9 protein-coding genes and 1 tRNA gene are annotated in these 12726 nt (G+C 71.8%); 6 read left to right on the forward strand and 4 right to left on the reverse strand.

Features of this window, described 5'->3' with window-relative positions; all coding sequences use genetic code 11:
* Positions 1–13: 13 nt before the first annotated feature.
* Positions 14–1033, forward strand: a complete 1020-nt coding sequence (gene nudC / locus J2W45_RS01790; protein WP_310128519.1) for an NAD(+) diphosphatase — start codon at positions 14–16, stop codon at positions 1031–1033.
* Positions 1030–2856, forward strand: coding sequence for an ATP-dependent helicase (locus tag J2W45_RS01795; RefSeq protein ID WP_310128521.1), 1827 nt, complete (start codon positions 1030–1032; stop codon positions 2854–2856). Before nudC ends, J2W45_RS01795 begins: the two co-directional genes overlap by 4 nt.
* Here the strand turns inward: J2W45_RS01795 and J2W45_RS01800 are convergent.
* Positions 2801–3607 carry a TOMM precursor leader peptide-binding protein gene (locus J2W45_RS01800; protein WP_310128524.1) on the reverse strand — a complete coding sequence of 269 codons (807 nt, stop codon included), beginning with the start codon at positions 3605–3607 and terminating at the stop codon, positions 2801–2803. The genes J2W45_RS01795 and J2W45_RS01800 overlap by 56 nt on opposite strands.
* A 133-nt stretch (positions 3608–3740) precedes the next feature.
* Positions 3741–5102: a zinc-dependent metalloprotease gene (locus tag J2W45_RS01805; protein WP_310128526.1), complete on the reverse strand. Its 1362-nt coding sequence runs from the start codon at positions 5100–5102 to the stop codon at positions 3741–3743.
* A 172-nt stretch (positions 5103–5274) separates the two neighbouring features.
* Between J2W45_RS01805 and J2W45_RS01810 the strand changes: the two genes are divergently transcribed.
* The 4 genes from J2W45_RS01810 (at position 5275) to J2W45_RS01825 (ending at position 11287) form a co-directional block, all read left to right on the forward strand.
* Complete coding sequence (locus J2W45_RS01810) at positions 5275–6438, forward strand: PDZ domain-containing protein (RefSeq protein WP_396427051.1); 1164 nt, start codon at positions 5275–5277, stop codon at positions 6436–6438.
* Positions 6439–6520: 82 nt separating this feature from the next.
* Entirely contained in the window at positions 6521–9445 is a 2925-nt protein-coding gene (locus J2W45_RS01815; protein WP_310128528.1) for a UPF0182 family membrane protein, read from the forward strand.
* 175 nt (positions 9446–9620) lie between these two features.
* Positions 9621–10814 carry an ROK family transcriptional regulator gene (locus J2W45_RS01820; protein WP_310128531.1) on the forward strand — a complete coding sequence of 398 codons (1194 nt, stop codon included), beginning with the start codon at positions 9621–9623 and terminating at the stop codon, positions 10812–10814.
* Entirely contained in the window at positions 10814–11287 is a 474-nt protein-coding gene (locus J2W45_RS01825; protein WP_310128532.1) for a hypothetical protein, read from the forward strand. Before J2W45_RS01820 ends, J2W45_RS01825 begins: the two co-directional genes overlap by 1 nt.
* A 26-nt stretch (positions 11288–11313) precedes the next feature.
* Here J2W45_RS01825 and J2W45_RS01830 read toward each other — a convergent pair whose 3' ends face one another.
* Entirely contained in the window at positions 11314–12468 is a 1155-nt protein-coding gene (locus tag J2W45_RS01830; protein ID WP_310128534.1) for an ROK family transcriptional regulator, read from the reverse strand.
* A gap of 121 nt (positions 12469–12589) precedes the next feature.
* Positions 12590–12666 (reverse strand) — tRNA-Met (locus J2W45_RS01835).
* Positions 12667–12726 lie beyond the last annotated feature (60 nt).

Genomic DNA, 12726 nt, shown 5'->3' on the forward strand with positions numbered 1-12726 from the left:
CGAAAGGACCTCGATGTCGTCCGCCCCGACCTCCGCTCTGCCGCTCGCGGCGCTCCCGCTGTCCCGCCACGCGACCGACCGCGATCACTCCGCCCGCTCGCGTCCCGCTCTGTTCGACGAGCTGTGGCAGGAACCGGGCACGCGGGTGCTCGCGCTGTGGAAGGGGCGCGCCCTGCTCACTGCGGAGAGCGTGGCCGCCGCGACTCCCGCCGCCGACGGCTGGTCCGCCCCGGATGCCGGTCCGGCCGCCCTGGAGCTGCTTCCCGTCGATCGGGTGACCTCCGCCCTGATCCGCGTCTACCTCGGGCGCACCACCGTGGCGAGCGCGACGGAGCCGTCCGGCACCGCTGTGGTGCTGGAGGTGCTGACGGACGCCGCCGCGCAGGAGCTTGAGCCGGACGAGGCGCGCTGGGGCAACCTGCGGACGGTGGCGACGGCGCTCAGCGACCGCGATGCGGGCCTGTTCACCGAGGCGCTGGCGATGGCGAACTGGCACGCGTCCCACACGCACTGCCCGCGCTGCGGCACGCCCACGGTCGTCGAGCAGGCGGGCTGGGTGCGCCGCTGTCTCGAGGACGGCTCCGAGGTCTTCCCGCGCACCGACCCCGCCGTGATCGTCACCGTGCTCGACGACGACGACCGGCTGCTCCTCGGCTCCAACGCCATGTGGGAGAACTCGCGCTACTCGCTGCTCGCCGGATTCGTCGAGCCGGGGGAGTCGTTCGAGGCCGCGGTCGAGCGCGAGATGTTCGAGGAGGCGGGCATCCGCGTCGTGGATGCGCAGTACAAGGGGTCGCAGCCGTGGCCGTTCCCGGCGTCCGTGATGGTCGGCATGACCGCCCGGCTGGCCCACGACCAGGCCGCCGGGGCGCTCGACCCGGACGGTGAGGAGATCCTCGACGTGCGGTGGTTCAGCCGCGACGAGCTGTGGGCGGCCCGCGAGCAGATCATCCTTCCGGGGCGCTCGTCGATCGCGCGCGCCCTCATCGAGGACTGGTACGGCGGCCCGCTCGACGAGCCGCCCGCGCCGTGACCGCGTCGCCCGCCGGGCCGGAGGCGCTGCTGGCCGGTCTCGACGCGCAGCAGCGGGTGGCGGCCGAGGCGCTGTTCGGGCCGGTATGCATCCTCGCCGGTGCGGGCACCGGCAAGACCCGCGCGATCACGCACCGTATCGCGTACGGGGTCGCGTCGGGCGCCTACGCGCCCAACCGCGTGATGGCGCTGACGTTCACCGCCCGCGCCGCGGCGGAGCTGCGGGGGAGGCTCCGGCAGCTCGGGGCCGGCGGCGTGTCGGCGCGGACGTTCCACTCGGCCGCGCTCGCCCAGCTCAACTACTTCTGGCCGCAGGTCGTCGGGGGTCAGCTGCCCTCCGTGCTCGACGGGAAGGGCCGCATCCTCGGCCACGCCGCCGAGACGCTCAAACTCAAGGTCGACACGGCGACGCTGCGGGATGTGGCGGCCGAGATCGAGTGGCGCAAGGTCTCCGGCCTCGGAATCGACCAGTACACCGCGGCCGGCCGGCCCACTCCGGGGTCGCTGTCGGCGGAGCAGGTGGCCGCCCTGCTGCAGCGCTACGAGGACCTCAAAGACGAGCGCAAGCAGATCGACTTCGAGGATGTGCTGCTCGCCTGCGCCGGCATGATCGAGAGCGAGCCGGCGGTGGCGATGCAGGTGCGGGAGCAGTACCGCTTCTTCGTCGTGGACGAGTACCAGGACGTCTCCCCGCTGCAGCACCAGCTGCTGCAGCTCTGGCTGGGCACCCGAAAGGACCTCTGCGTGGTCGGCGACGCCAGCCAGACCATCTACTCGTTCGCGGGAGCCCGCAGCGAGTACCTGCTCGGCTTCGAGCGCGAGCATCCCGGGTCGACCGTGGTGCGGCTGGAGCAGAACTACCGTTCGACGCCTGCCGTGATCGAGACCGCCAACCGGCTGATGCGCGGCCGCTCCGGGGCCCTCACGCTGCGGCCCGCGGAGGTGGCGTCGCACGGTGGCGGGGACTCGCCCGAGGTGGCGGTGCCGGAGCCCGCGGCCTTCGAGGACGATCGGGCGGAGGCGCGAGCTGTGGCCGAGCAGATCGCGGCGGAACTCGCGGCCGGCGCGCGTCCGGAGCACATCGCGGTCCTGTACCGCGTGAACGTCCAGGCCGCCGCGCTCGAGCAGGCGCTCGGCGACCGCGGGATCAGCTACCAGATCCGCGGGTCGAAGCGGTTCTTCGACCTGCCCGAGGTGCGCCAGGCGCTCATGTCGCTCCGCGCCGCGAGCCTGGTGGCGTCGGACGAGCCGCTGTTCCGCACGGTCAGCGACGTGCTGCGCTCGCTGGGCTGGTCGGTGCAGCCGCCGGAGGGGCGCGGAGCTGTCCGGGAGCGCTGGGAGTCGCTGAACGCCATCATGGGTCTGGTCGACGAGCAGCCGCCGGGGCAGACGCTGCGCGGCTTCACCGACGAGCTGCTCGCACGCCAGGCCGGCCAGCACGAGCCGACCATGTCGGCGGTCACCCTGGCGACCCTGCACGCGGCGAAGGGCCTGGAGTGGCCGTCCGTCTACCTGATCGGCCTCAGCGAGGGGCTCGTGCCCATCAGCTACGCCGGGACGTTCGAGCAGATCGACGAGGAGCGCCGCCTGCTGTACGTCGGCATCACCCGGGCACGGCAGCGCCTGCGCCTGAGCTGGTCGGCACGGGGCAACCAGCCCGGGCGTCCCTCTCTGCGGCAGCCGTCGCGCTTCCTGGCGGAGCTGCGACCGCCCGCCGCGCGCGCGAACGGCGCTGCGGCAGCAGGCCCGCCGGCCGCCTCGGCCGGCGTCACGGGGGCAGCCCGAGGCAGCCGCACGCGGGGTGCGGCGACCACGTCCGGCTGACCCAGTCCGCGGAACCCGGCGCCAGCCGCGCCGCCTCCCCGCACGCGGGACCGCCGCCGTCGCGCAGGAGTGCGAGCAGCACCGCGGCCGCGCGTGCGGCGGTCGCCGCCGCGACGATCGGCGTCTCGCCCGGCGCCGGACGGGTGTGCAGCTGCGCCGCCATCGCAGGCCAGGCCGCGTCGGCCTCCGTGCGGTGCAGGTCGAGGCAGCGCAGGCACGGGCCGTCGCCGGGCCGCACCAGCGGCCCGACCACCACCCCGCCATCGCCGAACACGAGCGGCAGGTGCGGCACGTCCCGGCGGAGCCAGCGGGCATGCCGCTGGGGCTCGATCGCGTACGAGGCGACGATCACCGCGACGTCGGCGCGTTCCACGGCCGGATCCGTCCACGCCAGCCCGCTGCGCACCTCCACACCGGCGTCGGTCAGCATCCGCTGGAGCTGCACGGCCGTCGGTCCGGCCCCGTCGACCACAACCAGTGGGTCGCGAGCCGTCGGCGGCGCCGCAGAGGTCGGCGCCAGCACCGGCGCGAGCCGCCGCACCAGGTCCTCCGCCGCCCCTTCCGCCGCTCGCGCCCGGGACGCGATCACCCGGAGCCCCTCCTCGGTGACCCCGGCGGCCAGCCCGGCCAGCATGCGCTCCTCGGCATGACTCACCCGGTCGAGGACGAGCACGGGTTCGTCGACGCCGAACTGGAGGCTGTCGGGGGTGCGCCAGACGCGGGGGATGCGGGAGTCGAGAACGAGGACCATGTCCGAAATGCTGCCCGACCGACCGGGCAGATCCGGGGTTGTCCACAGGCCGGATTTCTCCGGCCAGTCTCTCCACAGGATCGGTGCCGACGTCAGCGGCGACCGCTCCGAAAAGAGGCCACCGAAGCGGACATCAGCCCTCGGTCGGACGGTCCCGGTCGTCGCGCAGCAGGTCCTCGATCGCCTGGTCGAGCGCGTCCTGCTCCGGCTCCTGGCCGGTCGCGGCCGCGGTCAGCCGGGCGACGAGCGCCGACGGGTCGTCGAGGTCCGAGGACTGGGGGAGCAGGTCGGGGTGCGACCACAGGTCGTCGCGCGCGTCCATCCCGACCGCGTCCGTGACCGCCTGCCACATCGCGGCCGCGTCGCGCAGCCGCCGGGGTCGCAGCTCGAGCCCCACCAGAGTGGCGAAGGCGGACTCCGCCGGACCCCCCGACGCGCGGCGGCGCCGCACGGTCTCGGCGATCGCGTCGGCGCGCGGCAGCAGCCGCGTGGCGTTCGCGGTCACGACGTCCACCCATCCCTCGACCAGCGCGAGCACCGTCTCGAGACGGGCGAGCGCCTCCTGCTGCTCCTCGGTGCGCGGCGGGATGAGCCGCCCGCTGACCATGGCCTCGCGCAGCTCTTCCGGGTTGGACGGGTCGAAGTTCTCGGCCAGCGACTCCAGAGCGTCCGTGTCGATCGTGATGCCCTTGGCGAACGCCGTGATCTGCGTGATCAGCTGGAGGCGCAGCCACTTGGCGTGACGGAACAGCCGCGCGTGCGCCAGCTCGCGCACCGCGAGGTAGAGCTGGATCTGGTCGGCGGGGATGTCGAGACCCTCGCCGAACGCCTCGATGTTCTGCGGGATCAGCGCCGCCTGTCCGTCCGGAAGCAGGGGGATGCCGATGTCGCCGCCCGAGACGACCTCCTTGGAGAGCTGCCCGACCACCTGGCCGAGCTGCATCGCGAAGAGGGCGCCGCCGATCGAGCGCATCACCTGGCCGGCGTTCTGCAGCATCGCCTGCATCTCCTCCGGCGCCTGCTCGGAGAGCACCCGGGTCAGAGCGTCCGAGATGCTGAGCGCGACCGGCTCGGCGAGCTGGCTCCAGAGCGGCATCGTCTGCCGCGCCCACTCGGCGCGACCGATGAGCTCGGGGGTGGCGCTGAGCGACGCGACGCCGGTCGCCTGGTCGAGCCACAGCGAGGCCACGTGGAAGGCCTGGTCGAGGGATGCGCGCTCGGCCGGCGTCACGGAGTGCGCGCCGTCCGCGGCGAGCTGTCGAGCCTGCTGGTCGGCGATGTCCCAGTTGATGCCGCCGCCGGGGTTCATCAGGGCGTTCTGCAGCTGGCCGAGGAGCGCCTGGATGCTGGCCGGATCGTTGGGGAGGCCCGCGGCGCCGGCCAGCCGGCTCGGGTCGATCGAGGCCCCGTTCCCGGACAGGAATTGGCTCAGCATGTCGCGGAACTCGTCGTCCTCGCGGTCCGGATCCCGGTCGTCGTTCCGATCGTCGGCCATGGTCAGCGTCCTCTTCTCGAATGAGCCGGCCGTCGGCGATTCGGCGCCGTCGGCGCGACTTCAGGCTCGTGATCTACGCTAGCCGCTGGCGCCGGAGTGGCGGATGGGAATTGCCCTATGCTCGCCTTCGGGCCGTGCGCCCGTGGCGAACACTGACCGAGAGGACGGGCCCGTGACCCTGTTCAGCGACGACCGCCCGGAACGGGACGGCTCCGCGCCGGACGGCTTCGCCGGCGACGAGCCGGTCCGGGTCGCGCCGCCGCGCCGCGTCATCGCCGGGTGGGTGGCCATCGGCGTCGCCGTGGTGCTCGCCCTCGTGCTCGCGCTCGTCCCCGCCCCGTTCGTGATCGAGCAGCCGGGACCGGTCTTCAACACCCTCGGCACCGACCAGCAGGTCGGCGCGGAGCCCAGTGGCGACGCCAAGGAGCTCATCACCATCCCCGGCCAGAAGACCTACCCGACCTCCGGATCGCTCGATCTGCTCACGGTCTCGGTCGTCGGCAACCCGGAGCAGCGGCCCAGCTGGCTCGAGATCGCGGGGGCGTGGTTCCAGCCCAGCAAGGCCGTCCTGCCGCTGGAGACCGTCTTCCCGCCCGGCACCACCACCGAGCAGTCGAACGCCGAGAACGCCGCGCTGATGGTCGACTCCCAGCAGGATGCGATCGCCGCCGCGCTGAACCAGCTCGGCTACACCTTCCCCGAGAACGTCGCCGTCAAGCAGCTGATCACCGGAACCCCGGCGTCGAAGGAGCTGAAGGTCGGCGACGAGATCACCGCTGTCAACGGAACGACGATCACGAGCATCCAGGGGCTGCGCGACGCGGTGAAGGCCAACGGCACGGGCAAGGCGGCCGAGCTCGCCATCGTGCGCGACGGCGTGGCGTCGACCGTCGCGATCACCCCGATCGAGTCGCAGGGCCAGGTCGTGCTCGGCATCGGCGCCGGGATGGACTACACCTTCCCGTTCGACGTGAAGATCCAGCTGAACAACGTGGGCGGCCCGAGCGCGGGTCAGATGTTCGCGCTCGGGATCATGGACAAGCTCACCCCGGAGTCCCTCAACGGCGGCAAGCGCGTCGCCGGCACGGGCACCATCGACAACGCCGGCGAGATCGGCCCGATCGGCGGCATCCGGCAGAAGATGTACGCCGCGCGCGACACCGGCAAGGCGTCCTACTTCCTCGCGCCCGCCTCGAACTGCGACGAGGTCACCGGCCACATCCCGTCCGGGCTGCACGTGTTCGCCGTGAAGACGCTCGCCGATTCGCTGAAGGTCCTCCAGGCCGTCCGCGATGGAGGAAGCACGGCGGGGCTTCCCACCTGCCCCGCAGGCTGATCACCGCTCGACCGCAGCGTTCTCCAAGCGTTCGCTGCCTAGGATGGTTCTCACCCCCGCCACGAGACCAAGAAGGCCATACGTGAGTTCAACTGCTGCAGTCCGTCCCGCAGGCCGCCGGCGCGCGGCGATCTGGATCACTCTCGGGGTGATCGTCGCGGTGGTCATCCTGTTCTTCGTCTTCGCGGGGCTCTACGCCGACATCCTCTGGTACGACCAGCTCGGCTACCTGAAGGTGCTGACCACGCAGTGGTTCGCCGGCATCAGCATGTTCTTCATCGGCTTCCTCGGGATGGCCGTGCCGCTGTGGCTGTCCATCCAGCTCGCGTACCGGCTCCGTCCGGTCTACGCCAAGCTGAACTCCCAGCTCGACCGCTACCAGCAGGTCATCGAGCCGCTGCGCCGCCTCGCGATGTACGGCATCCCGATCGTGTTCGGCATCTTCGCCGGCGTCTCGACGGCGAGCCGCTGGCAGACCGCCGCGCTTTGGCTGAACGGCACGTCGTACGGCAAGACCGACCCGCTGTTCCACCTCGACATCGGCTTCTACCTCTTCGCGCTGCCGTTCTACCGCAGCGCGGTCGGCTTCGCCTCGGCCGTCGTCCTGATCTCGCTGCTGGCCACCCTCGCCACCTGCTACCTCTACGGATCGATCCGGGTGAGCGGCCGCGAGGTGCGCATCTCGCGCGCAGCGCGAGTGCAGATCTCGGTCATCGCGGCGCTGTACCTGCTGCTGCAGGGCGTCAGCATCTGGCTCGACCGCTACGCGACCGTCACCGACTCGAACGTCAACGACATGATCAACGGCGCCGCGTACACCGACGTCAACGCGACCATCCCCGGCCGGGCGATCCTCGCGGGCGCCGCCGTGTTCGTGGCCATCCTGTTCGTCCTGACCGCCTTCATCGGCCGCTGGCGCTTCCCGATCGTCGGCACGGCGCTCCTCATCGTCGCCGCGCTCGTCGTCGGGGCCATCGTCCCCTGGGTCGTGCAGCGCTTCCAGGTCGACCCCAGCCAGAAGACGCTGGAGTCGCCCTACGTGCAGAAGGGCATCGACTACACGCGCGAGGCCTACGGGCTCAGCGACATCGAGACGATCCCGTACAACGCCAAGACCACGGCCGAGCAGGGCGCCCTGCGGCAGGATGCGCAGACCACCGCGCAGATCCGCATCCTCGACCCCGCGGTCGTGAGCCCCTCGTTCCGGCAGCTGCAGCAGTTCCGCCAGTACTACGCCTTCCCCGAGAAGCTCAATGTCGACCGCTACGAGGTCAACGGCACGCAGCAGGATGCGGTCGTCGCCGTCCGCGAGCTGCAGCAGTCCGGCCTCGGCGGCACGCGCAACTGGTTCAACGACACCATCGTCTACACCCACGGCTACGGCCTGGTCGCCGCGTACGGAAACCAGCGCTCGCCCGACGGGCAGCCGGTCTTCATGGAGTCCGGCATCCCCACCACCGGGACGCTCGGCGAGTACCAGCCGCGCATCTACTTCGGCGAGCAGTCGCCGACCTACTCGATCGTCGGCGGCCCGAAGGACGGCAAGCAGGTCGAGCTCGACTACCCGGGCGGCGCCGACGGCGCCCAGCAGACGTACACGACGTTCAGCGGCAACGGCGGTCCGAAGCTCGACAACATCTTCAAGCGCCTCGTCTACGCGCTGAAGTTCCAGGACGAGCAGATCGTGCTGTCCGACGCCGTCAACAGCAACTCGCAGATCCTGTACGACCGCGACCCGATCAAGCGCGTGCAGAAGGTCGCGCCCTACCTGACCCTCGACTCGCAGGCGTACCCCGCGGTCGTGGACGGGCGGGTCAAGTGGATCATCGACGGCTACACGACGAGCGACCAGTTCCCGTACTCGCACGTGGGCAGCCTCAGCGACGCGACGGCGGACAAGGACACCCCGAAGCCCGCCTACGCCTTCGACGACATCAACTACATCCGGAACTCCGTGAAGGCGACGGTCGACGCGTATGACGGCTCGGTGACCCTGTACGCGTGGGACACCACCGACCCGGTGCTGAAGACGTGGGAGAAGGTCTTCCCCGCGACGGTGAAGCCGGTGAGCGACATGAGCGCCCAGCTGATGAGCCACGTGCGCTACCCGTCCGACCTGTTCAAGGTGCAGCGCTCGGTGCTGGGCCAGTACCACGTCGACGACGCCGGCTCGTTCTACTCGCGCGAGGACGCCTGGACCACGCCGAACGACCCGACCTCGCCGTCGAGCAACCCGGCACTCCAGCCGCCGTACTACCTCACGATGAAGATGCCCGGACAGGAGTCGCCCGCGTTCTCGCTGTACTCGACGTTCATCCCGGCCGGTACGAGCGAGTCGAGCAGGTCGGTCCTGAAGGGCTATCTGGCGGTGGATGCGGACGCCGGCGACACCAAGGGGACGGTCGCGTCCGGCTACGGCAAGCTCAGGCTGCTGCAGCTGCCGTCGAGCGACACCATCCCCGGTCCCGGCCAGATGCAGAACCAGTTCGACTCGGATCCGACCGTGTCGCAGCAGCTCAACCTGCTGCGTCAGGGTAAATCGGAGGTCATCAACGGCAACCTGCTGACGCTGCCGGTGGGCGGTGGCCTGCTGTACGTGCAGCCGGTCTACGTCCGCTCGTCGGGGGAGACCAGCTACCCGCTGCTTCAGAAGGTGCTGGTGGCCTTCGGCGACAAGATCGAGTTCGAGGACACCCTGGACCAGGCGCTCGACGCCCTGTTCGGCGGCGACTCCGGCGCGTCCGCCGGCGACAACAACGTGCCGACCGAAGGCTCCGGGACCACGCAGCCCGGCACGGGCCAGTCCACCGGCGGATCGACGGGCAGCGGCTCCACCGCGGGGAACACCGCCCTGCAGGAGGCGCTGCAGCGCGCGAACCAGGCCCTCAGCGACAGCCAGGCCGCGCTGAAGTCGGGCGACTGGCAGGCCTACGGCGAGGCGCAGAAGCGCCTGCAGCAGGCGATCTCGGACGCCGTGGCGGCCGAGGGGCAGCCCGCCGCGAAGTAACGCGACCACCCGGAACGGCTCGCACGGACATCCCGTGCGGGCCGTTCCGCTATGTTCGGGCACTGTCGGAAGTGCGAGGAGCACATCCCGTCGGCCGCCCGGCCTTGTTGGTCTACCGCAGAAAAGGGGGCGCGAACAGTTGCCAGGACTTTGATTGTCAGCTTTACTAACAAACATGGCGATCGACCAGGGAACGCGCTCCACCCACTCGGAGCGGGCAGCAGCGCCCGACCGCGGCCTCGTCCCGGGCCGCGCCCTCCGGCCCCGCACGAAGGTGCTGCCGGAACACGCCCGCGGGCACAACCGCTCCCTGGTGCTGCAGTCGCTGTACCGCTCCGGCCGGGTCAGCCGCGCCGACCTCGCACGCACCACCGGCCTCACCCGGGTGACCATCTCCGACCTGGTGGGGGAGCTGATCGCCGAGGGTCTCGTGGTCGAGCTCGGTCAGCGCGACGACGCCCGCCCCGGCAAGCCGGCGGTGCTCCTCGACGTGAACCGCGGCGCCACGCAGATCATCGGCGTCGACCTCAGCGAGCACGCGGTGTTCCGCGGGGCCGTCCTCGACATGGACGGCCGCATCCTGGCCGCTGTCGAGGTGGAGCTCGCGGGCAGCCGCGGCGAGGAGGCTACCGAGAAGGTCCTCGCGCTGGTCGACCGTCTCGTCGAGGCGACGACCGCGCCCGTGCTCGGCGTCGGCATCGGCTCGCCCGGCATCGTGGATGCGGAGGGCACGGTCGCCGCCGCACCGAACCTCGGCTGGGTCGACGAGCCGCTGCAGCAGCGGGTCGCCGCGCGCACCGGCCTGCCCGTGTTCGTCGCGAACGACGCGAACGTCGCCGTGCTCGCCGAGCACGGCTTCGCCGACGCGCAGGGCGACATGATGCTGGTGAAGGTCGGCCACGGCGTCGGCTCGGGCCTGCTCGTCGCCGGAGCCCTCGTCTTCGGCAGCCGGTTCGCCGCGGGCGAGATCGGCCAGGTGATGGTGGGAACCGACGGCGGTCCCGAGGCGCCCTACGACCGCGAGCGCTGCCTGGAGGCCTGGCTGGCCGTCCCGCGGCTGGAGTCGCGCGTCGCGGCGGCCGCCGCGAAGGGCGAGCCCGCGGGTCCGGTGCTCCGCGAGGCGGGCCAGCGCCTGGGCGTGGCGCTCGCGCCGATCGTCGGTGCCCTCAACCTGTCCGAGGTCGTGCTCAGCGGCCCGGAGGAGCTCATCGACGGCGTCCTGCTGGAGGCGGTCGGTGAGACGCTCCGCAACCGCACCATGGCCGGTTTCCACTCGGGCGTCACGCTGCGGATGACGAGCCTCGGCCGCGACATCGTGCTCCGCGGGTGCGTGGTGATGGTGCTCTCCGCCCAGCTGGGGGTGTCCTGATGACCCTGGTCGCGGAGCCCGAGCTGCGGTCCGCGTCGCCCGTGACCTTCGGGTTCGCGAACGGCGTGCGGGATGCGCTGCCGCGGTTCCGCGGCCGCTGCACCGTCGTGCGGCTGGCCACGCTCGACAACGACGTGCTGGGCGTGCCGCGCTGGTACACGCTGCAGGACGCGTGGGCCGAGGAGGGCAGCGCGCTCGCCTCACGGTGGGCCGGCAATCCGGTCGTCCAGGTGGGACCGTCGGACGACCCGGAGCTCGTCCTGGCGACCGCGACCCCGGTCGTCGTGGTCGGCGCGGACAATGCGGCCACCCGCTGGGCCCGCCAGGTGGTGGATGCGGTGCGCGCCACGTGCCGCTCGGTGCTCGTGGTGGACATGGGCGCGCATCCGGAGCCCTCGTATGCGGACATCGCCACCTTCGGCCACGACCGGCGGCACGGCGCGGCCCTGCTGGCGCTGCTCACCGCATCCTGAGCCGCCCCTGCGGCCGCCTGGCCCGGTCAGCCCGCCCAACTGATGCCGAGGGTCGAGCGGAGCGCGTACTGCGCGGCGCCGCGATAGGGCTGCTCCTGCGCGACGCGCGCGTACCGGAAGCCGAGCGGCATCGCCGCCTTGACCGGATGCCGGGCCGCCTCGGCCCGCAGGTGGCCGATGAACTCAGGGCCGAGCCGCGGCGCGGCGCCGCCGATGACGATGTTGGGCACGTCGAGCGCCGCTCCTACCAGCAGCAGGGCGCGCGCCAGCACCCGCGCGCCGTCCGCGATGCGATGCCGCGACTCGGGCGCTGCGGCGAGGGCGGCGAGGTCGAGTGCCTCCAGGTCGGTGCCATGGGGGAGCCCGAGCAGGCTCGTGACCGAGACGACCTCTTCGAGGCAGCCCCGGTTGCCGCAGGCGCACACCGGCGCCTCCGGCCCGAACAGCACCGGGACGTGACCGATCTCTCCCGCCCGGTGTGACGCGCCCGCGACCACCTCGCCGTCCAGGATGACCGCGGCCCCGACGCCCGTGCTCAGCGAGACGAAGAGCTGACTGGCGCCGAAGTCGTCGGCGCCGGGTTCGTCCGCGGCCGTGGAGTCGGCGATGGCCTCCGCGTCGGCGTCGTTGATGAGGTGGATGGGCGCCTCCACGATCCCGGCCAGCTCGCGGGCCAGGTCGACGTCCGTCCACCCGAGCTGCACGGACTCGCGGATGAGCGGGCCATCGGCGATGCCGGGCACCTGCACGCCCACGGCGACGATGCGGGCGGTCGTGGCGGCCACCAGCTTGCGGACGACGGTGCGCACATCCTCGAGCGATCCCGGCGTGGCCGGCCGCTGGGACGCGGTGGCGACCTCGGCGCCGAGCAGATCGATCACGGCGCCGCGGACGAGGCCGGGCTGCACGATCAGGGCGAGGAGCACGTGGTCCTCGGCGGCGATCCGCAGCGTCGTGGCGCGCTTGCCGCCCGTCGACTCGGCCAGCTGTCCCTCGATGACGAGCCCGTCGGCGATGAGCCCGGCGAGCAGGGACGACACGGTCGCGCTGGTGAGGCCGGTGCGCCGGGCGATGCCGGCCCGGGTCGCGGTCCCGTTGCCGGAGAGCACGAGCTGCAGCGCGGTCGTCAGGTTGCGCTCGCGGACGGCGGCCTGCGTCGCCTTCCCGTGCTCCTCTGCCACTGCTGCTCCCGACGTGTCGTTGCGACACGACCCTAGCGAATCCGGGGGAGAGCCGCGTCGATTCGCCGCGAGCAAAAACAAAGACCCCCTGACCGGAGAATCCCCGGTCAGGGGGTCTTACTGGTTGCGGGGGCAGGATTTGAACCTACGACCTCTGGGTTATGAGCCCAGCGAGCTACCGAGCTGCTCCACCCCGCGGCACAAGAGACAACGTTAGCACGGGATTTCGCGGAGGTGAAATCGCGAACACCCTCCCGG

Source organism: Leifsonia shinshuensis (genome assembly GCF_031456835.1).
In the GTDB taxonomy this organism is placed as follows: Bacteria; Actinomycetota; Actinomycetes; order Actinomycetales; family Microbacteriaceae; genus Leifsonia; species Leifsonia shinshuensis_C.